The following is a 20,541-nucleotide window of genomic DNA, read 5'->3' as shown; positions in this document are numbered from 1 at the left end:
CTAAGCCCTGTCAATTTTATGCCCAAAATGTCGAAAAAATCGCATCCTAATTTAATAGATTACGAGATTGGAGGACATAACTTATTCCTCAAAAAATCGTGTCTTGACAATGGGGAGCATTACAATCTGTTACTGCAACTCACCGTTCTACGTCAAACAAAGTGGAGGACTGGTGCAACAACAAATATAGGGTTAAGGACGATAAGCTGTAGTTTATTTTTATGAAGTACAGGCACGGATAGGCAGAGGCCCTCATATCATGATAGTAATCTCGTCTAGGGGGTGGGTGGAGTGCCTGGTTTTTTCTCAGCGGTTGCTTTCTTTATTAAAAACTTGATGCTTCTTGTATCGTATGTAAAAAATAATGCATTTCCTCAACCGTTGTCTGAACAGGAAGAGGAGAAGCATCTTCGATTAATGTCTGAAGGCAATCAACATTCCCGTAATATGTTAATTGAACATAACCTGAGACTTGTCGCCCATATCGTCAACACGTTGTGAACACGAACCGACGTCAGGAAGTTGCGCGGTTTGTGTGCAGCGGGCGGTTTGTGAGGTGAGGTGGGCCGAGCTATATGGAGCCTGAATCAGCCGGTCCGAGGGGGCCGGTTTTCTGCTTCTTCTGGAGTTAATACCGATACTTGAGAGCCTTGTACGGCAAGTATTCCGTATACCAATGGAGCTTGCCATTAAGATTGAAGGGAATAGCCGTATTCTACCATACTTCATATCTTCCAAATCTAGTATAATAAAGTATCGACATTTTTCTCCGAAAGGGTATGCGCGCGGTATGATGAACTTGTTTGATGTAGTACCGGAAGGATTATTTCATCTTCTGACGGGTTCCAATCGGAAGATATATGCGGAAGCACTGCTGCTTTTATACGAGCATTCGCAAAGGGAGCGGTTCGGCATTCGCTATGAAGTCATGCGGGATCTGCTGCAGGAGCTGCTGGAGACTCAACAAGAAACGGGTATGGTCATTTCTGCCGATGAGGATGAGCCGGTTGGAGCTGGAAGAGAGGATCAGCTTACGTTAGAGGATGTCTCCAGAGCTCAGGCCAATGCATTGCTGCGACGGCTGGAACGGGCGAAGTGGATTGATGTGGAAACCCGCAGCCAGTTCGAAGCTTATATTGTACTTCCCCATTATGCCAGCCGGCTGATTGCGGTGTTTCAGGAATTATGCGAAGCACGGACGGTCGAATATCAACGGTTTGCTTTTGTAACTTATCAGCTTCTTACCGGCGAGGAGGCCAAAATGCGCCCTTGTTTCGCCGTAATGGAGGCGGCACAGGTAACAAGGCAATTTCGCCATGAATTGATTGGGTTATACAATAATATGAAGCATCACATGGAGACAGTTGTTCAAAAAACTTCGATTCGCGAAGTGCTGGACCATCATTTTGAAACCTATAAATCGCAAATTGTAGATAAAAGCTATCACCGGCTCAAAACGTCGGATCATGTGGCGCGCTATCGTTTTCAAATCCTTCATACGGTTCAGAAGTGGCTCCTAGATCGGGGTTTGCTGCAGGAAGCTGCAATGGACGGCGTCAAGAGCGAGCTGTATGAAACGGTTGAACAAGCGGAATATGCCGTCAAGGAAGCTTTATTCTTCATTGAAGAAACCTTTGTCGGGCTGGAAGAGATTTTCTATCAGATTGATGTGCGGCATAACCAGTATCTTCGTTCTTCCTACGACCGGGCCAGATATTTGAGTCAGCAGCATGAAGGATTGGACCGCCGGTTGACACGTCTGCTGGAGTTGCTCGGCCAGCAAAAGCAGGATGCGGAATACTCGCTGTTCGCAATTAATCAGGTTCGCGGATGGTCAGAGCAGTCACTCCTGCCGCCGCGCCGCCGAAGGATGGCTCATCAGCCGGAGACCCATGTTACGGTTCCGATTCCGGCACACGTGATGGAGGAGCTGCGACAGAGGAACGTAGAGAAAATGCGCAAGGCCATTACCCGTAAAAAAGTGGATGATTACGTCATGACCCGGCTTGGTGACCGAAAGCGCATGGAACTGATCGAGCTCGCTCCAAGTAGTGCCGAGGAATTTCTTATGCTGGGGTATGTTTATTTGTATGGCTCGGATGGTGGCTCGCGTTTCAGCTTGGACCGGCAAGGCAAGCGGCAGACGGTTAGTGTCGGAAGATATCGATTCCACAATCACGACATTGTCCGTAAAGAGCGGGGAGGATAACGATTCATGATGTTTCAAGATTTGAGCGACTCTGAACAATCGAAGGTCAAAGAAGTAATCCAGCGACTCATGGAGGTTAACCTTCTGATCAAAGACAAGGACCGGGAGTTGTATGCGACAATTCGTCGCTACCGTACCGCGTTGGAGGGCTATTATCGATTCCTTGGTTGGGAACTTGTCGTGGACGAGCGGCATGAATGCGTCTATCTGCATATTCCCGATGGCCGTCTTCGCCGTAGGCTTGACCGGGAACAGACACTATGGCTGCTGGTGCTGCGCTTACTATATGAGGAGAAGAGGCAAGGCCTATCGCTGGCGGATTATCCTATGATTACCCTTTATGAAATTCGCAGCAAGTACGAGACGTTCCGGCTGGAATGGGTAAACCGTACCGCATTGGACAGGCTGGTTAGATTGTGTGTACAGGCCCAATTGATTGAACCGCTGGATTCCGACATTCGTTCCGATGATGCCCGGTTCAAGCTGTTCCATACTTGGATCTATATGATTCAGACGGATGAGATGCAGTCGTTACTTGATAAGCTAGAATTGTACCTGACGAACGCGGAGGGAGGATTGCTGGATGAAATGGATGAAGCGGCTGCGTCTGATTAACTGGCATTATTTCAAGGACGAGGAGCTGGAATTCGGAAAACAGACGTTGATCACTGGACAGAACGCCGCGGGAAAATCGACGATTATTGACGCGCTGCAGGTGCTTTTCGTTGCTGATCATCGAATGATCAAGTTCAATGCGGCTGCACACGATGACGCCAAACGCAGCTTTATCAATTATCTTAGGGGAAAAATCGGCAGCGACGAGCGCTCCTTTTTGAGGGACGGCGATTTTACGACTTATATTGCAGCTGAATTCCGGGACGAGGACCGTAAGGAATGGTTCGTTGTCGGGGTAGCGATTGATGTATACCGAGGAAGCACGACCGGGGAAGAAGAGTATTTCATTTTGTCAGATCGGCGGTTGGATGATTTGCAGTTTGTCAAATCCAACGGCCAGCTGCTCAATCGAGACGAATTCCGCAAGCGCTACGGTGGGGAAAGCGTCAGGGTCAGCGGGCTCTCCGGAAAAAAGGCTTTGTTTGAAAGGAACAAGACCAACTATCAGAAAGCCTTACTCGCCCGGATGGGACAGCTTCATGATCGGTTTTTCACAATATTCACCAAAGCGCTCTCGTTCAAGCCGATCCAGAATATCCGTGCTTTTGTCTACGATTATATACTCGACCGAAAAGAGCTGCAGTTGGATTTGATGCGGCAAAATTTCGAGATCCACGAACGGTATCGCCAGGAGCTGGAGCATCTTCAGGAGAAGAAGCTGCACCTGCAATCCATACGTGAGTGTTATGCCCAGTATGCCAAATACAAGGAGACTGCCATTGAGCAGGATTATGTGATCCGGCGCTTGAAAGCGGATTACGAGAGTGAGAATCTGGAGCAGACCGAACGGGACAATGTCCGGCTGGAAGAAGAGCTGCGACAGCTTGCGGATGATATTGACCTTGCCGCCCGGTTGCAGGCGGAAGCCCGGGACAAGCAGCAGGATGCTTACCAGCGCTGGCAGAACCATGCTGCGGAGAAGCGCAAGAAAGAGCTGCACGAGGACATTGCCCGGCTCACCGCTCAACAGAGCGAGGGAGAGAGGCTCTTGCTCACGTATCGGAGACAAATTGAACGGGAGCTTCAGCTGTTGGCGAACTTGTACGATTGGCCGGACAATCCGTACTGGACATGGAATCCTGGAGAGAGGGAGACGCTTCGCAGTTATCAGGAGAGCCTGGCGCGTCTTGACGCTGTGGCACGTTGCGGAATCATTGAAGTCCATGAGGAAGAAGAGTGGACACGGGATCTGGCTGAGATTGGAGAAGGTCTAACGGCGTGGCGTGACAGGATGCTCGTTCAACATAACCAGTTGCAGGAAAAGCTGGGTGAAACGGACGCTCGAATCGAAGAGTTAAGAACGATCATTCGTGATCTGGAGCAGCAGAAGCGCAGCTATGCCGAACCGGTGCGCCAGTTGAAGGGCATCTTGGAGGAACGGCTGCGGGGCCGCTCGGCGGTTTGGGTGTTTTGCGAGCACATGGAGCTCAAGGAAGAGCTTTGGCGTAATGCGGTGGAAGGGTATTTGAACACCCAGCGCTTCGATCTGTTGGTTGAACCGGAATGTTTCGCAGAGGCATTGTCTATTTATGAAAGGGAGAAGCGAACCTATCGGCTGGAAGGCGTCGGTCTCGTCGATACGGAGAAGGAGAAGCGGTATTTGGGAACGGCCGTAACCGGTTCCCTGGCACTCGAGCTGCAGGCGGAGCATCCCGTAATCCAGGCGCACGTCGAGCATTTGCTGGGCAAGGTGATGAAGGCTGCAAACGAGCAGGAACTGCGACACCATCGTACAGCGGTGACCCAATCATGCATGGTTTACAACAACCTGGTAGCCCGGCAGATGCGCAAGGAGCAATACGAGGTTCCGTTCATAGGCGCCAAAGCGATCGCCCGCCAGTTGGAAATCCGCCGCTCCGAGCTGGTGTCTGCCCAGGACGAACGGTGCATGCTGTATGCTTGGGGTGAACACCTTTCCGAATGGATCGGCAAATTGAAGGAAACGGGCTGTACCAAGCTTGCCGACCATCTTGGCCTGATGCGGCATATCCACGAATGCTCGGAAATGCTATTGCAGAAGACAGAGGAACTGAATGGTCTCGATTTCAGCGAAGCGGAGCGGCTGCAGGCGGAGTATGAGCAGTGGAAGAAGGATGAACAGAAGTGGCAACAAAAATGGGGATCCTTACTCCAAAAGCAAACGGAAACCGAATCGAAAAAGTCCGAAGCGGAAGGAAAGCTGCACTTGCTTCGGATTAAGGTGCAAGAGTACGAAGCCGCATGGCGGAATTGGATCAATGAGCACGGCAGCGAGCGGGAAGCGGGAGCGATGCAAAGATACGAAGAAGCATGCAATTCGTCCGCCTCCACTTGGCAGAAAATCCAAAATTGGGAAGGCAGCTGGAAGGGTCAGCAGACACTGCGCGACAGCCAGTTCAACAAGCTGCAATTAATGCGGCAAAAATATAATATCGATCAAAATTTTATCGCCGACATCCAGAAGGTCACGAACGAGGATTACGATCGGCTGCTTGAAACGATCGAACACCTGAATATTCCGGAATATCAGGATAAAGTTGCGGCGGCTTTGAAAGAATCGGAAGAGGAGTTCAAGTCCCACTTTATTTTTCGGTTAAGGGAAGCGATCGAGATGGCCCGTAGGGAGTTTCACGAGCTGAACTATGCGCTGAGGCATTTTCCTTTTTCCGACGACAAGTATCATTTTGAGGTTTCCCCTAGTGAACGTTACAAGCGCTTCTATGATGCCGTGATGGATCCCATGCTTTTGGAAAAGGGTTCATTGTTCGAATTACCGGACAATGATCGTACCGAGGTTCTGCATGAGTTGTTCGATCTTCTGGTCAAAGGTGAGGCAGGACAATTGGAGGAGTTCTCGGACTATCGGCAATACTTGGATTTCGATATTATCGTAACATCCGGCAACGGCAAATACCGCTTCTCGCAAGTGCTGAAGGAGAAATCGGGAGGCGAGACGCAGACACCGTTCTATATTGCGATATTGGCTTCCTTCCACCACTTATATTCCGGAAAAAGCACGCGGCTTGTCATTTTCGATGAAGCGTTCAATAAAATGGACGAGCAGCGGATTCAATCCAGTCTGCGGTTGATTAAGCAAATGGGTCTGCAGCTGATTGCCGCCGTTCCCGATGAGAAGATGCAGCATATGGCTCCTGAGGTGTCCACCACGCTGTTCGTCAGCAAGCATAACTACCAGTGTTATGTAGACATGATTGACAAATGGGACAACGGGGCGGAAGACGAGATGGCGAGAGCGGGAGCCGTGGAAATAGCGGAATATGAGGCTGAGGCGGCTGCCGCATCGAATTTATCGAACGTTGACAACGGGAAATCCCCCTCAGCCGATGATGCGGATGAAGGAAACGGTCAAGGCTTTTTATTCTAGATTTTATGGTAAGGGGTGATCTGCTTGGAGATTCATGAAACGCCATATAAATCCAAATTTGTCTCCCAGCTGCTAAACCTCCTGTTGGACAAATACGAGTTAAGCCAGTCTTTTGTAACCGGGCAGCCTTCCAAGCAAAGGCCGCAGCTATCTCTTAACAAAAGTCCATTCTGGCAAGATTATACAGACGAAATGGATTTCCGTAAACGAATTTGGATCAACGAAGCAGCTTCCGAGTTGGAGCGGCTCGGACTTGTTGAACTCAATTGGGCCCGGTTTCGCACCGGCGAGCAGTTGGAAAGAATCTATCTGCGATGGAGTGAGTTGAAGACGGCTTATCGCGTTGCGGGGCGGATGCCGAAGCGGGACAAGCTGGAACGCTTGCGGCACATCCTTACTCCCTTATCCCGCCATCCTTGGGAATGGGTCAGGGTGTGGTCTGAACAAGCCGATGTATCGCTAGCCGAAGGTAAAACTGCCCACCTGGAGGTGGACGATCCAGAGGGGTATAAGGATCTTGTATGTGTATTGCTGGAGCTTCCTAGGCTCGAGCGAGCCGTTCCAATAAGATTACTTAGCCAGAAGCTGTTCAAGGACTCCAAGCACATGGAAAGAAACGTTCAACGAAGGTTGCTTTCGCTCGCCAAGCAGGCATCAGGAGAGGAGCGTGAAACCGAGGAAGAATGGCTTGATTTCCTCGGGGTGGCCAAAAATCCACAAATTGTGCTGGTAAGCGGGCCTCTTTCATTCCGTACTACCGACAGTCGTAAGGTTGATATTGGAGTGTTTGCCGGTGGGGTTGGCTTATCGGATAAAACGGTGGAAGAAATGTATCAAGTGCAAACAGTTGCCACTCGGATAGTAACAATTGAAAACTTGGCGACTTATCATCTGTGGCTCGAACACGCTTCCGAGCTCCGCGACACAGAGCTTGTTCTATATACCGGGGGATTTCCCCATCGGTCATTGCAATCCTTTTTGTGTAGACTGGCAGAGCATTTGGCCTCGGCATCGGAAAAGAACATTGAAGTGTATCATTGGGGTGATATTGATCTGGGAGGAATCCGGATTTTTGAATACCTGCGGAAGAAATTCTTTTCTAATCTGAGGCCCATGCTAATGGATGCGGAGACGCTTCTTCGTTACGAGTCCTCAGCGGCGTCAATCAGCGATGAATATGCCGGAAAGCTTGAGGAGGCTCTAAAGGATACCCGACTGACCCATTGGAGGCAGGTGCTGCAAACGATGCTTGATCGAAGGATACGCTTGGAACAGGAAAGTATTGTGGAATTGGATTAAAGAAGAAAACAATGGACATTAACTTTCTGACTTTTTGTTATGGAGGAAAACCAGACCACTCATCTTTGACGAGGGGTTCAGGTAACGGCGAGGTTTGCGAAATAAGGGTGGACGAACTATATGAGTGATAAGCCGGTCCGGTAGGGCCGGTTTTCTGCTTCTACAGGATTCGGAGCGGTGTATGTTATACTGGTGATAAAAGAGCGGGAAAGCTTATGACAAGGGGTGACATCAAATGGAAAAGGTCAATTCACCGGAAGAGTTGATGGAGAACATATCGAATATGAGCCGCGACAACTCCGTGTACCAATTTCATATTCCAGGAAAGGGAAAGTTCACTCTCGTCTTGCAAGAGGAAGAGCAGCGGTCCATTCAAGCTGACGTTGAGGCTAATCCGGAATTGAAGGTCATGATTGAACAAAGCAGGAAGGAATTCAAGCTTGGCAAAGCCTTGAGCACATCGGAGTTACTGAAATCCTTATCTCCAGAGGACTTTCGATCATGACGAGCGTAGTTTTATGGTCTTCGGCAGTAAGATATAAGCTCTCCCAGTTTCGCAGCGAGCGATTTTCCCCTGAGGAAACGTATGATTTTATATTACAATTCATTCTTGAAACAGAAGCTGTACTCACTAATCCCATTATAGGCAAAGCTTATACAGAGGAAGACGGCACTTATGCGGGACTGTCGCGTATTATTGTGAAGAGGTTTAGGATTTACTTTGAACAGCAGGAGAATGAAGTTTGGATTGTTGCTGTTTTGTTTCCCGGAGAAAAATGAAAATGATTCCTCAGATTGTATAATTGGGAGGAGGACAGTTAGTCATGCCCCTGCCAAATAAGCCGGACGGACAAATGTTTGAGGACGATTGCAGCATTGACGATATCCTTGAATCGGCTGGAATTCTAACCTCGGAACAAGCTAAGCATTTGACTGATGAAATCAAAAGGATGCGCGAAGAAGAGTGGGAATAAACCTAATTAACCTACTCATTGTAATACCGCCCGGGATACAGTGGGTTTGTTTATATGCTCGGAATACTTAAAAGGAGAACAGATGATCATGGTTTATGTATGCAGAATCGAACTGAATGATATTGCCTCGAATTTAGCGGGAGTTTCGATTAATGTTTAGGTAGGGGATACCGGTGAAACGTTCTTCAAGACAGACGATGATTAAGCTGTATGCTCAAGCGGTCATTTCGGAACTTCAACAATTAGGTTATCCCAATGGTCAAGCTAAAGAAGTCTTTTTTCGACACTATCGAGATATGAAACGCTTATTTGGTCTTGAGCAGAATGTGTGCGACTTTGCAAAGATGATGGATGAATTTGAACGTGCCATGCAGAAGAAGCATGACCTGAGTGATCCTAATTCAATTGCTGTTGGCCATCTAAAGCACTTGGCTCAAGCATACATTCATAAGCATAAAAGCCACAAAAGGGCAGGTTTGAAAAGGATGGACGGTGAATAGTTGGACCGCATTCAAGAGTTGTCAAAATACATCAAGCTGACCGGGGAACGGGCGAAGCTGGATGCGAAAGCGAATGGGACATACATTGTATATAAAAACGATAAAGGACAGATCGTGAAGGAATATGCGAACGGTGAAATCGAAGTCGTTCAAGACCAGGGGGGATCTTGAATGACACCCTCTCCGATCATATATGTGTTTGCCGGTAATAATGGAAGCGGGAAAAGTACAATACGAAATTTGATTGCAGACCAGCTTGGAATTAGTGTGCATATTGATCCTGATGCTTTGGCTCGAGGGCTTGATGTAGGTCAGTCCGAACGTCTTAAGATATCTCCCGGGAAAGAAGCGATCAAGCTGGCTCGTGAATGTGTACGTGAAAGGCGTGGTTTTTCAATAGAGACTACTCTGGCCGGTGGGAATGTAGTAAGGCTTATGCGGGACGCAAGAGCGAACGGTTTCAAAGTGGCCATGCTTTACTTGGGGCTCGGCGATTACCGACTTAACATCGAGCGGGTGGCTGCTAGAGTTCGAAACGGCGGTCATGACATTCCGACTGAAGATATCATAAGAAGACATACAACTTCCATTCAAAATCTGCTCTCCCATATTGATCTCATCGATCATCTGGTTGTTATTGATAAAAGCACAAGATCCGGGGAAATTGTTTTGCAAGCGGAACGTAGGGTCAGTCCTGGTCTGGTTAAATCTGTTCCATCCTGGGTTCACACCATTAAGGAAAAATGGAATGAGTCGATGCAACTCAAATAAAAAAGGCTCGCCTTATTGGCGAACCTTGGCAGCAGGTCGAACCTGCTTCAATTTAGCTATAGCATCGCTGACCATTTTGTCGCGCTCGGGATTGGCGCCGGGCATCGATTGCTTAACGTAAAGACCGCCTGCATATCGACGAGCAGCATCATCAAGACTCATTGTCTTTTTCATGATCAATCACCTCTTAGGATAAGTATAGCATAACCAGGCGCTTAGGGACAGGTTCTTCGATAACCATGAGACCACCACCAAAGTGTGCAGCACCAACGGTGTTTATGTAGTAATTCATGAGTCGTGACCGCGTCTTCGATTGAAAAGCAACTGCACCATCAAGCCCAAGATCCATGCTTCGTTTGCATGCGAATGCCAACAAATCCTCGCCTATTAGATCGAACTCCTTGCGCTCATAAGGTAAGCTCTCGATAAGATGAACCCAAACATGATCCACTTAACGCTCAAGAGCTATAACCCCTAGTATTACATCATTGCCACAGATAACCATCTTATATACTTCAACACCACGATGGCCAAAATAAACTGTCCAATCGAAAGCCTCGTTCCAATCATGCATCTGATCTTTTATATCATATGGCTGCAACGAAAGGAACGAAACGGGGTATGTCTCGCAGCTGCGGCTATGTAGTAACACGCATCCACCTCCCATTATATAGATTAACATACCGGGATTAATCTGTCCTTTAAGCGGAACGCAGTGTGCGTCTAGTCCGGTTAAATCTGCTCCATCCTGTGTTCGCAGCATTAAGAAAAAATGGAATGAGACATCCTAACAACCAGGTAATAAAAACGGCTAAGTTTCCTTAGTCGTTTTTTTGATTCGAACATTCGTTCGCTGACAGATTATGGTCTATGGACTTTGATATAGTATTTATAGTGCCGACTTAGGAGTTGATTACGTTGGAGCAAAAGCTTCACCCGAATGTCATTCGATATTGGCAAATTGATTACGGTTTACACACGATCAAATGGATCCTGGTCAGTTGCATTTCGTTAATAATTCAGGCAATTTGGTTACCTGCCTGGGGTTGGTTAACCATGGTTTCCTGTCTGGCGATATCTTTTTTCTTCATCAAGGGAGTCGCCTTCATTTGTTTCGGCGTCTACAGAAAATACTCTCGAAGAAGCTATCTCTTAGGTGACGACGAGCTGATGATTCGATGGGGGAATGTATGGTCAGATAGGTCCTCCATTATTCCGCTTAGCCGGGTGCAGCATGTGGATCAAGAACAAGACATGCTTGCCAAACGATTGGGCCTATCGGAGCTAACCATTACAACGGCGGGGGATCATCACTTTATTGTGGGACTGACAGAAGAGGACGCCGTTCGGCTGCGCAGGCAAATCATTGAATTATCCAAATTAGACAACAAGGATGCTTATTATGATTAAGCGGCATCATCCAATTACCGTAATCCATAAGATATACAGTCAAATCCGGTATTCGATTATTCCTCTTGCCGCGTTTCTATATAACGAGATTCGGGCAGGAACCGGGCAACAGCCTGATTGGGTATATATCGCAGCCACGATATACGGCGTTGTGACAGGTGGTTGGTCGATTCTTTCTTGGTTTAGAGAAACCTATCAACTGGATACCAAGGTGCTGCATATTACCAAAGGTGTATTTACGGTAACACAAAGAACGATCCCGCTTATGAAAATCAATAACATAAAAATCGAGCAAAGCTGGTTGTATCGGCTGCTCGGGATCGCCAATGTTGAACTTCAAACGAGCGATTCCAATGCTGATGCCGATGCCCGCTTGGTTACATCCCAAAAGATGGCGGAGTTGCTCAAGAAATCAATAAGGCTTATCGAAAACCAAAGTGTGATTCCCTCAACCAAAGAACATCATGTGACCAGAAAAGAAATTATGATGCTGTCCATGAGCTCAAATACATTCTTGCTAGGACTTCCTGTCACGATCGCTGTCATTCAACATTTGTGGAGTTGGTTATTCCCTACACCGGAAGAGGAACAAGTCAGCTTCTTGGAACTATTCAAGAAGGAGACTTGGGGCGGGATCACCTTAGATGAGAGTATAGAAGTGACACTGTATTTAGCGGCTTTCTTGGGGATATGTGTAATCGTTACTTGGCTGTTCTCTATAGGGATGGCACAATTTCGTTATAAAGGTTGGCATCTCTCAAGAGCCGGAGATGTGGTTTCCATTCATCATGGTTGGATGGGACGTAAATCGGTGCAGATTCAGGTGGAGCGTATCCAATCCATTCGAATCAAGGAGCTGATGTTTGGGCGTTTGTATGGATATGCCTCTATATGTATGGATTGCGTCGGATATTCAGGGGAAAGGAGAGTCAAATTGCTGATTCCTTCCATCCGTACATCGGAAGTAGTTGAAGTGCTGGGCCGGTTGCTTCCCGAGTTTGGTATTCGAATTCCCAAGCGTGAATTACAGCGTGATGCCATATACAGTGCAGCAATTCCAAGATTATTGTTACTCGCACTCGGTAGCCTAATAGGTTGTTACTTCACCTTATGGTTTTTGACAACCGTTCCGGTTCTTTACATCGTCTACAAATACATGTCTTACGTCTATGTGAATACGAAATGGGAAATCGCTGCGAACTTGTTTATCTTACGCAACGCCGGCTTCAATCAGACGACTGTGTACCTTCTACGTGAATCCATAGAATCCATAAGTATCAGACAATCATGGTGGCAGCGGTTATTTTGTATTTATCAGCTGGAAATGGACATCGATTCTCCTGCGAACGTACGGGAATACCGTATGTCGGGGATCACGAAACAAGACTGCGATGAGATTCTAGGGTGGTATAAGAATAAGAGCCATTAATCTTAACCCAGGTGGTGTACAAATGGAAAAGGATCAAGCTGTAAGAGATTGCCTACTTAATGTAATTGCCGGTTTGGAACAGTGGGGGAAAGAACTAGGTGAGCCTCCGGCTCTATTGCGCAAAGGACATATGCAGTTTGTTCGTCTGCTGATGTTGGAGGGAAAAGATGCACCAATTGATTTGCCTTCGCTTATTCAATTATTGCAGAAACCGGCAGAAGAATGGGGGATTTCAATAGCTGGTATCTATCCACTGGAAGCACCACTCTTGATTACAGACCTGGGCTTGTCACCAGATGCACGTGAATTTAAAATCATGTACGATTCACCGGAAGAAGCTCAGACACAAGAAATCGTAGAGATATTGCGCTACTGCCGGGGGACAATGCCTATGTTAGAGGAGAAGTACCGGAAACTTCGAGAGTTCGTTATCACCAATCCAGTAGTATCTGCCTACCGCTTAATGGAGTTTGGGCTGGAGCTTAAGGATACGGAACTGATGAAATGGCTAAGTCGCTGTTATGAAGAAATAACGGACGATTTAGAACGATATCGCAAATGTCCACGATGCGGTTGGACGCGGGAATTTCGTAATGATCATTGGCAATGCGGGGCGGAGGATCTTTGTGGGAAACTGGCCAGTCGCGGAGAGCTTAAAAAATGGGAAACAACGGAGCCCATGCATCGATTACGTTATGGAATTTATAGGTATACGATGCTGCCAGGATTGGCTGAACTTACAGCTAAAGATTGGCTAACGAAGAAAGGTTACAAAGTTGAACTCTTTCCGCAAGTAGACCGGTTTGATTTAGCCGTCGAATTGAATAAGCATACCGTTTATCTGGATATGAAAGATTTTAAGCATCCCCTACATCTGGCTAACTTCTTTAATAATATGCACCCCCACCAACTAGAGAAATATCGAGACCCACATGTGTATATTGTTATTCCACAATACCGAACGAGAATATACCCCGGTTATTCAAGGCTCGTTACCCAAGCACTCATGGCCCATGCGAGTCATCTGAAGGTCATAAATGAGCAGGATGTGCAGAAGCATCTGGCAGGGGAGGTAACGAAGAGATGAGAGTATCGTATTGGACCTATTTTGACCAGTTCCTTCCACGTCTCTTGCCATCTGGATTGCCGCGGCAAAACATTGAAACCATCTATACTGTCGAATTGTTCGTCACGGGATGTTTGATGATCGATCCTTCTATGGATATCCACTCGGGATATACGATTTTATCAGGTTACGATTCTCCTATTCTTCCCAAGCATGCTCGGAAGGCGATTGCGCACCGTCTAAGAGTTTTATATAATGCATTGCGCTCAAGGATGACATGGGACAATTTATTCGAACAATATGAAGAAATATCGGTTGAATATAGGTTATTCGAAGACGACGGTATGCAATTGGGACTACGGACCCCTACCTTGTTCTCCGATCGCAGGAAATGGTACGAGCAGTTATTAGAACAACCTGTTGCCCATCAGTCAAAAGACATACGATTTGCTACAACAGGCAAGTTCCACTACAACAAATATAACCAGGACCAAGAGTCCATTCGTTATGGCGGAGAAATTCCATCGTCGTTGGTTAGTACGACAACATTTCAGAGGTACAGATCGAAGGGGGAATTTACACTTCGACTCGGAGACGATCATACTTATCAGACAGAGGGGATGCGGGAAGCTTCGGCAGCATCGGAATGGAAGGAACGGGCAGGAATTGGCCTTAAACTAAAATCACTGACAAACCCCAGTATTCGACAGTTTGAGTATAAGGGCCTTCAACATATCGTGGGGGGACTGGGATCAGGAAAATCCACATTTATGGTGTTGGAGACGGATCGATTAGTCCGAGAGGGGGCTCGTATCGGATTTATTGAGAGTAGTGTTCCCCAAGTACTAAATCGGGTTAAGGAACTTCGTTTATTAGGTATTAACGCTGTTCCTGTAATTGGAAAATCGGGCCGCCGTAAACATCAGAAGGACTATATAACCGCCCGTCGTGATCAGATTCGGGATGTAACGGATTGGGGGCAGGATTCTTATCTGGAACTCCGACATGTATCCGATTTTTGCATCATCCATGCCCTTGCTAATGACCATGAAGACACGACGGATTATCCATGTCGTCAGTTAATACAGCAGGAGAAAAAGTGCGTATGCCCCTATGCTGCCAGTTGCGGAATCTATCGCGATTTCGCAGCACTGATCCATGCGGAAGTGTGGGTTACAACCTCAGCAAGCATATTAAAAACAAAACTACCGGTTATGCTGGACCCTTATGAAAGAACAGTCTATGAAGCGATGTATGACTTGTTAGATTTCATTTTCGTTGATGAAGCTGATGCGGTTCAGAAGCAATTCGATGATTCCTTCGTCTCCGAGATTGCTTTGTTTGGAAACTCCCAGCACCTCTTTGAGAAGACCTTATTAGAATCTTTTCGTAAAACGATAGGCCATTATGAAAAGTATGCCCATGACGAGGTTGTACAAGACTGGATGGATGTCCTGAATCGCCTTGAAAGCACCATCCGCCGAGGGGTATATCGTACATTAAATTTATCGCCTGAATTCGCTCAGTTTTTGTATCGGAAGCTATTACGGCTTTCCACCGAAGCTTATCGCATCAGTGGTGCTTTCGCCAAGGATGAACAAGATCGAGAGAGAATCGAACAGGAATTACGCAACTATGCGGACCATCCGCTAGATCACCATATCTATGCAGATGTAACTAAAATGCTGCAAGCTCGAACAAAGAAGGAGAGGGAACAAGCTTTAACTACCATTCTCCGTAAGTTGGGATGTGAGACAAACCCCGTTGGAAGATTGAAGTTCCCGGATCATTCGTTGGAATTATATTTATGTCTGGCACTTATCGATCATGATATACAAGTGTTCATGGACCTTTATCCGCTAGTTCAAGCCAAGTTAGGGAAATTATCTGAATTTGAAGGTCTTTACACGATTCAACGTGAATTTTCTGCGATTATGAAAGATGCAATGACAGGACGTATGACCGGGTATCTGTATGAAGTAAAGCCTGGAAATGAATCAGGTACATTCAAAGCAGTTCAGTATTCAGGTGTCGGTCGCCTTCTCCTTGAAGACTGGCATTCGATCTACTCTGGAATTGATGGATACGATGGGCCTGCGGTTGTTCTGCTTTCCGGTACAAGTCTGGCCCCTGGGTCGGCGCATTATCATATTGCCTCGTTACCCGGGTGGCTGTTGGAATCCAATCTAGGTGTTCCAGTCATTCACCAGGAATATTATCCGATCTATGAGCATGGAAAGGAAAAGCCTATCCAAATATCCGGTGAGTTTGAGGATAGGAGGGAACGAAATTTACGTGCGCTAACCGCCAAGTTAATGTCCAAGATTGAACAAGAATTGGCGGAGTGGCGTTACTCGGGAGCAAATCGTAAAGTACTATTGATTGTCAACTCTTACGAAGACGTTGCTGATGTCGGAGCCGTATTTGCATCCCATTCTTCTTGGAAAAATAGATACCGCCAGTTAACGAGGGACCCGGATCCTTTTCATGAAGCCGAGTTTTCGAGAGCAGAATTAGAGCGGTTTGCTAACGAAAACGCTGATGTGCTGATCGCCCCGTTACTTGCGATAAGTCGCGGTTATAATATTCTGGATGATACGAAAGGTTCATTATTCGGATCGGTGTTTTTTATGATACGACCGTATCCGATTCCGCAGGACATGACCTATCTCATCCAACTTTTGCATGCCAAACTGCCTGACTTCATTGAACGTGCCGATTTTGAAGGCAAGCTTTATAGGCAGGCACTGGATTTAATACGTAGCGAAAGTAATAGCTTGCTCCACCGGATGTACCGTAAACCAGACTATTGGTCCGTATTAAATCCTGCGGAGAGAAAGACCATAGCCTGGTATACGTTTATCCCAGTCTGGCAAACGATTGGAAGGCTTCTTCGCAAAGGTACACCGGCCAGAGTGCTCTACTGTGATGGTAAATTTCTAGCTCAGCCTATGCGCACGGATGTTGGGGAATCGATGCTGGATTACTGGCTGAAGATCATGGTGGATCATGAACCAAATCCAGCATTTCGCAGTTTATATGGACCATTTATAGACAGTATGAAAGTCATGATGGAAAGGAATGAGGCCCATGAGTCGGACTGGTAAATTGCTGCAGCTGTATGCTTTTGAGAGCGACCAAAATGCTTGGAATAATAAGCAGATCTATCTACTGGATATACCAACGGTTTGGAGAGAATTTATTCGTCAATTTTATAATGGCGTTAAGCTGCCCTTTGCGATTAAGCCATTAGGTAAAAAACTGCAAAGTATATTTCCACAGATCGTCTCGGTCAATAACCAATTTTATCTGGATGAAAACCGTCCGTGGCTCATTGCAACGCAGCCAGTCCCGGTTGGAATGACCCTATTACTGGCTAAGGGATGGATGAACCAAATAGCAACGAGGCAAGGCGTAGCTGCACCGGATGATTTGGATACGAGTACAATGGACTGGCGAAGCGAGGCGGTAGATTCCATTTTGCATCGTGATTCAAGGTTAAAATATGAATTGCTTCCTGCTCTAGTTGCACATCAATTTTGCTTGAGTCCGAAACAACTACTGCTAGATAACCGGGATGAGCCTGTTGAGCTTATGTTCTCGCAGGTATATGCCATGCAAAAGGCAGAGTGCATGTCTGAGCCCATAACCACTAGATCTGGTACTTTTTCTTATGTCGTCCGATTTCGGTTACAATATAGGGCCGGTGAGCCGGAACGACTATTATTGATGGTTTCGGCTGGAATAAGACGGTTTATTACGAAACCACAGGAGACCAAATATCTGAAAGGCGGCATTAATAGCACGTTATTGGTTTCCATGGACAATCCTCTGATCAAAGATCAGGGAATGGGATTACGTTCGTACGCGAGTTTATCTTTTCGCAGAGAAGGTGGAACTGAGCCTTATACACGTTGGTCTGAAGGGCTCGACGAATTGTTTTGTGATGTCTTATGGGGCAATCCGTTATCGACTGAGGATATCTTAACAAATCCAGTCAAGTATCACTCAGATCGTTCCCCTAAGATATGGGTCGTTCATAATAACAGAGTCTTTAACCCCCTATATGTTGAAGCGGGAATCAGCATTCAGGAGAAAATGAGATTTTACGAGATGGTACGGGAGAATGTATCCGACTGGAAATCGCTTACGCCGTTGCCACTTGTGCCGAAGCCTAAGCTAGAAGGGACAAGGAGGCGAGTAAGAGAACCGATCCCACCCGTATACTGCGGTCATGATAAAGATTTTGTGCTTGAAGTGTGGGGACCGGACTCTCTTTATCAATGTGTCGTCGAAGCATTGAAGGCTAAAAAATATAAAGGAAAGTTGCTGGCTGAACATGTTGACGGAGAAGTTTTTAGGTTGAACTCTTCCTCTCGAAACCGCATCATTGTGGTCAAGTGTGACAGGAAGGACTATGTAGATGGCTTGGATCGCGGAGCACTTAAGAACCTGGCGGATGAACATCGAACCAACAAAATCCTCCGAAGCATCGAACATGTTAAAGGGAATCAAGCCATAACTTGCTCATTGATTGAAATATTACCTAAAGACGACTGGAAGAAGCTTGGCGAAGGAATAGATCCCAAGCAAGCCGTACGCAAGGGGTTTCAATTAACGGGGAGGATCACTCAATTCGTGTATCCCGAAAACGGGGCAAAGAAGTCTAAACGTAAGAAAGATAAACCGGAGTCAAGCTATGTTCACAAAGTCTTCAACTGTATTTTGGATTTATTGGGGGATGCGGGAGTTATCGATTACAAGGCACATATGGATGTAAATGAACAACGCCCAATTATAGCCTATGATCTGGTTTCAGGTGATAAAGGAACTTATGCGATTCTTACGAAATTGGAAGACGGTGTATTAATGGTAAAAAGTCGGGGCAGTGAGGAATGGTTGAGTTTATCAGAAGCTGTGTTGAAAACAGATCAATTTGATCCGCTTCCCAAAGCCCCGGATGCGCTAAAGAAAGAGGTCGCTCGTTGGTTCGGTGAGCAGTTAAGAATGGAACGAATGAGTGGCAAGGAGCCGATCGTATTAGTTGAAGCGGAGCTTCGATATAAAGGGTTAGAGGGCATTCAAAACAACAAGATTGTACGTGATAAGAATCCTGACTTACCTGGATTGATACAGAACGATCAGGGGATGACCGTTATTCGTGTTAATTCCAATGATGATGTTCCAGCCTATGGTTTTCGCCCCATGTCATTCTCTATAGGTGTTTATTCTGATAACGAGTCCGGACTGTATTATGGTGTGGGAACCAAACCCAAGACTCAGATGAATATTGCCAAAGCCATGACCAAGTACGATAACCCACAAACGGCTTTTCAACAACCCCGAGTTGTAGAATATATGCCATTAGGTCCGATGGATAGGCAAAATCGAGAGCGCTTGGCTTGGATGGTACATCGCTTACGTGAAGTATGCATTACCTTCGAATCGACTACGGCACAGCCTTATCCTTTGAAAATGACGAGTACGATAAAGAAATACTTACAATTCAAGGAGTATGAGATTACTGAGGCAGAGACAGAGTTTTTGGAGTTGTAATTGGGGGGGCAAAGAATGACATTGATTAAAGAGCTGACCACGAACGATGAATTCGTCGGCTTCTATTTGTTGAAAGAGCTAGATCTGAAGCAAACCAACACATCTCCGGCAAAGGATTACTTCGATTTGGTGCTGTGTGATGCCAGTGGCCAGCTCCCTGCCAAGTATTGGGATGTGAAGGAAACTGAAAGAGACAGCTTTTCTCCGATGACGCTTGTCAAGGTTCAAGGAATCGTTCAGTTATATCGGGAAAAACCGCAGGTTAAGATCACCCGGATTCGCAATGTTAAGAACGAAGACGGTGTGACCCTAACCGATTTTATTCGGGCGGCTCCAATTGGATCTGCGGAATTATTAGAGGTCATATACAGAGTAATCGAGAGTATTTCGGACCCGGTCATTCGTGATATTGTAAGCTTTTGCGTCGATAAGGTGGGTGAGAAACTGGCTCATTATCCGGCAGCCAAAATGCACCATCATGCATACTTTGCAGGCTTGGCCTATCATATCGTTCGTATGCTAGAGATCGGCGAGTTCCTTTGCAAGCAGAGGGCATTTCTAAAAGAGGATATGATCAAAGCCGGGATTATCCTACACGATATTGCAAAGCCAGAGGAGATGATCGCTCAGCTGGGGGTCGTGACAGATTATAGCACTCAGGGAAAGTTGATCGGTCATATTGCAATGGCAGCTGGTTGGATCACAGAAGCTGCATTGCGGCTGGAACTTCCGCTTGATTCGGAACAAGTAATCGGATTGCAGCACCTTATTCTCTCTCACCATAACCTCGGAGAATGGGGGAGCCCGGTACAGCCGCAAACGGCAGAAGCGGTAGCATTGCACTATATTGACGCACTGGATGCCAAACTCCAGATGGCGGAGGACGCACTAAGCGCCACTTCGGACAAGGAGTTGTGGACACAGCCGATCCGAGGGTTGGAAAATAAAACGTTGTACCGGATGACACTATAAAATTAAACCTATCGAAACGGGAATCGAGACCTATGAAAATATCGCGGGAAGAATTTGAGAAGATCTTTAGGAGGACGAATGCGTCCTGGTCCTACGAAGATGCTGAACTGAATGACGAAGAAAAAGAACTCATATGGAAGCGGCTTAATGAAGAAATTACCGATGAGGAGTTCAACCGCGCCCTACTTGAGAAAAAGTCGAAGAGACCTGGAACAATGACCAGTGGGGAGGAAACTCCATGAAAAGTAAATTCTACGTCGTAGTAAAGGGTGAAAACCCAGGAATATATAACAAATGGGATGGAGGAGCCAAATAA

At 46.5% G+C, this 20,541-nt stretch carries 19 protein-coding genes and 1 pseudogene; 19 read left to right on the top strand and 1 reads right to left on the bottom strand.

The features are described from left to right. Positions 1 to 291: 291 nt before the first annotated feature. The 11 genes and pseudogenes from FKP33_RS20005 to FKP33_RS19965 all read left to right on the top strand — a co-directional run. Positions 292 to 489 (top strand): annotated as a pseudogene (locus tag FKP33_RS20005) (RNA polymerase subunit sigma-70); the annotation flags it as partial. A 301-nt stretch (positions 490 to 790) separates the two neighbouring features. Further along, a complete protein-coding gene (locus FKP33_RS20000; protein WP_023554900.1) occupies positions 791 to 2,209 on the top strand; it encodes a Wadjet anti-phage system protein JetA family protein in 1,419 nt (472 codons plus the stop codon). 6 nt (positions 2,210 to 2,215) lie between these two features. Next, a complete protein-coding gene (locus FKP33_RS19995) occupies positions 2,216 to 2,824 on the top strand; it encodes a DUF4194 domain-containing protein (RefSeq protein WP_023554899.1) in 609 nt (202 codons plus the stop codon). Beyond that, positions 2,793 to 6,248: an ATP-binding protein gene (locus FKP33_RS19990; protein ID WP_141336190.1), complete on the top strand. Its 3,456-nt coding sequence runs from the start codon at positions 2,793 to 2,795 to the stop codon at positions 6,246 to 6,248. Before FKP33_RS19995 ends, FKP33_RS19990 begins: the two co-directional genes overlap by 32 nt. 24 nt (positions 6,249 to 6,272) lie before the next feature. Continuing rightward, positions 6,273 to 7,547, top strand: coding sequence for a Wadjet anti-phage system protein JetD domain-containing protein (locus FKP33_RS19985; protein WP_028407040.1), 1,275 nt, complete (start codon positions 6,273 to 6,275; stop codon positions 7,545 to 7,547). Between the two features lie 235 nt (positions 7,548 to 7,782). Next, positions 7,783 to 8,052: a hypothetical protein gene (locus tag FKP33_RS19980; protein ID WP_141336189.1), complete on the top strand. Its 270-nt coding sequence runs from the start codon at positions 7,783 to 7,785 to the stop codon at positions 8,050 to 8,052. Continuing rightward, positions 8,049 to 8,327, top strand: coding sequence for a hypothetical protein (locus tag FKP33_RS19975; RefSeq protein WP_141336188.1), 279 nt, complete (start codon positions 8,049 to 8,051; stop codon positions 8,325 to 8,327). Before FKP33_RS19980 ends, FKP33_RS19975 begins: the two co-directional genes overlap by 4 nt. Before the next feature lie 44 nt (positions 8,328 to 8,371). Beyond that, positions 8,372 to 8,521 (top strand): hypothetical protein, encoded by a 150-nt coding sequence (locus FKP33_RS27275; protein WP_181410227.1) that lies wholly within the window; start codon positions 8,372 to 8,374, stop codon positions 8,519 to 8,521. A 173-nt stretch (positions 8,522 to 8,694) separates the two neighbouring features. Continuing rightward, complete coding sequence (locus FKP33_RS19970) at positions 8,695 to 9,021, top strand: nucleotide exchange factor GrpE (protein ID WP_181410226.1); 327 nt, start codon at positions 8,695 to 8,697, stop codon at positions 9,019 to 9,021. Continuing rightward, entirely contained in the window at positions 9,022 to 9,192 is a 171-nt protein-coding gene (locus FKP33_RS27270) for a hypothetical protein (protein ID WP_181410225.1), read from the top strand. It begins immediately after the preceding gene. Then, entirely contained in the window at positions 9,193 to 9,792 is a 600-nt protein-coding gene (locus tag FKP33_RS19965; RefSeq protein WP_141336186.1) for an ATPase, read from the top strand. 12 nt (positions 9,793 to 9,804) lie between these two features. On the opposite strand, the gene FKP33_RS27265 is transcribed toward FKP33_RS19965, so the two are convergent. Beyond that, positions 9,805 to 9,966, bottom strand: a complete 162-nt coding sequence (locus FKP33_RS27265) for a hypothetical protein (protein ID WP_181410224.1) — start codon at positions 9,964 to 9,966, stop codon at positions 9,805 to 9,807. A gap of 744 nt (positions 9,967 to 10,710) precedes the next feature. Between FKP33_RS27265 and FKP33_RS19960 the strand changes: the two genes are divergently transcribed. From FKP33_RS19960 to FKP33_RS28605, 8 genes are read left to right on the top strand one after another with little or no spacing between them, the layout of a single operon-like run. After that, a complete protein-coding gene (locus tag FKP33_RS19960; RefSeq protein ID WP_141336185.1) occupies positions 10,711 to 11,202 on the top strand; it encodes a PH domain-containing protein in 492 nt (163 codons plus the stop codon). Then, a complete protein-coding gene (locus tag FKP33_RS19955; RefSeq protein ID WP_181410223.1) occupies positions 11,195 to 12,631 on the top strand; it encodes a PH domain-containing protein in 1,437 nt (478 codons plus the stop codon). Before FKP33_RS19960 ends, FKP33_RS19955 begins: the two co-directional genes overlap by 8 nt. A gap of 22 nt (positions 12,632 to 12,653) precedes the next feature. Beyond that, a complete protein-coding gene (locus FKP33_RS19950; RefSeq protein ID WP_141336183.1) occupies positions 12,654 to 13,718 on the top strand; it encodes a restriction endonuclease-related protein in 1,065 nt (354 codons plus the stop codon). Then, on the top strand, positions 13,715 to 16,804 hold the full coding sequence (locus tag FKP33_RS19945; RefSeq protein ID WP_141336182.1) for a pPIWI_RE_Z domain-containing protein: 3,090 nt from the start codon (positions 13,715 to 13,717) through the stop codon (positions 16,802 to 16,804). Before FKP33_RS19950 ends, FKP33_RS19945 begins: the two co-directional genes overlap by 4 nt. Then, complete coding sequence (locus FKP33_RS19940) at positions 16,788 to 19,253, top strand: pPIWI_RE module domain-containing protein (RefSeq protein WP_181410222.1); 2,466 nt, start codon at positions 16,788 to 16,790, stop codon at positions 19,251 to 19,253. Before FKP33_RS19945 ends, FKP33_RS19940 begins: the two co-directional genes overlap by 17 nt. A 15-nt stretch (positions 19,254 to 19,268) precedes the next feature. After that, entirely contained in the window at positions 19,269 to 20,225 is a 957-nt protein-coding gene (locus FKP33_RS19935) for a 3'-5' exoribonuclease YhaM family protein (protein WP_141336180.1), read from the top strand. A gap of 32 nt (positions 20,226 to 20,257) precedes the next feature. Beyond that, the gene (locus tag FKP33_RS19930; protein ID WP_141336179.1) at positions 20,258 to 20,467 is read left to right on the top strand and encodes a hypothetical protein; all 210 of its coding nucleotides are present in this window, start codon (positions 20,258 to 20,260) and stop codon (positions 20,465 to 20,467) included. Next, on the top strand, positions 20,464 to 20,541 hold the full coding sequence (locus FKP33_RS28605; RefSeq protein ID WP_219996680.1) for a ribonuclease H1 domain-containing protein: 78 nt from the start codon (positions 20,464 to 20,466) through the stop codon (positions 20,539 to 20,541). The genes FKP33_RS19930 and FKP33_RS28605 overlap by 4 nt, the downstream gene beginning before the upstream one ends.

It is taken from the genome of Paenibacillus sp. tmac-D7, assembly GCF_006519665.1.
GTDB lineage: Bacteria > Bacillota > Bacilli > Paenibacillales > NBRC-103111 > Paenibacillus_G > Paenibacillus_G validus.
The sequence above is the reverse complement of the archived record's forward strand: the minus strand, read 5'-3'. Positions and strand labels throughout refer to the sequence as shown.

What these genes read in the sequence shown, in the direction of transcription:
- FKP33_RS19950 (WP_141336183.1), top strand. Translation starts at nt 12,654, where the DNA reads ATGGAAAAGGATCAAGCTGTAAGAGATTGCCTACTTAATGTAATTGCC.
- FKP33_RS19940 (WP_181410222.1), top strand. Translation starts at nt 16,788, where the DNA reads ATGAGTCGGACTGGTAAATTGCTGCAGCTGTATGCTTTTGAGAGCGAC.
- FKP33_RS20000 (WP_023554900.1), top strand. Translation starts at nt 791, where the DNA reads ATGATGAACTTGTTTGATGTAGTACCGGAAGGATTATTTCATCTTCTG.
- FKP33_RS19930 (WP_141336179.1), top strand. Translation starts at nt 20,258, where the DNA reads ATGAAAATATCGCGGGAAGAATTTGAGAAGATCTTTAGGAGGACGAAT.
- FKP33_RS19995 (WP_023554899.1), top strand. Translation starts at nt 2,216, where the DNA reads ATGATGTTTCAAGATTTGAGCGACTCTGAACAATCGAAGGTCAAAGAA.
- FKP33_RS28605 (WP_219996680.1), top strand. Translation starts at nt 20,464, where the DNA reads ATGAAAAGTAAATTCTACGTCGTAGTAAAGGGTGAAAACCCAGGAATA.
- FKP33_RS27265 (WP_181410224.1), bottom strand. Translation starts at nt 9,966, where the DNA reads ATGAAAAAGACAATGAGTCTTGATGATGCTGCTCGTCGATATGCAGGC.
- FKP33_RS19935 (WP_141336180.1), top strand. Translation starts at nt 19,269, where the DNA reads ATGACATTGATTAAAGAGCTGACCACGAACGATGAATTCGTCGGCTTC.
- FKP33_RS19990 (WP_141336190.1), top strand. Translation starts at nt 2,793, where the DNA reads ATGAAATGGATGAAGCGGCTGCGTCTGATTAACTGGCATTATTTCAAG.
- FKP33_RS19975 (WP_141336188.1), top strand. Translation starts at nt 8,049, where the DNA reads ATGACGAGCGTAGTTTTATGGTCTTCGGCAGTAAGATATAAGCTCTCC.
- FKP33_RS19945 (WP_141336182.1), top strand. Translation starts at nt 13,715, where the DNA reads ATGAGAGTATCGTATTGGACCTATTTTGACCAGTTCCTTCCACGTCTC.
- FKP33_RS19965 (WP_141336186.1), top strand. Translation starts at nt 9,193, where the DNA reads ATGACACCCTCTCCGATCATATATGTGTTTGCCGGTAATAATGGAAGC.
- FKP33_RS19955 (WP_181410223.1), top strand. Translation starts at nt 11,195, where the DNA reads ATGATTAAGCGGCATCATCCAATTACCGTAATCCATAAGATATACAGT.
- FKP33_RS27275 (WP_181410227.1), top strand. Translation starts at nt 8,372, where the DNA reads ATGCCCCTGCCAAATAAGCCGGACGGACAAATGTTTGAGGACGATTGC.
- FKP33_RS19980 (WP_141336189.1), top strand. Translation starts at nt 7,783, where the DNA reads ATGGAAAAGGTCAATTCACCGGAAGAGTTGATGGAGAACATATCGAAT.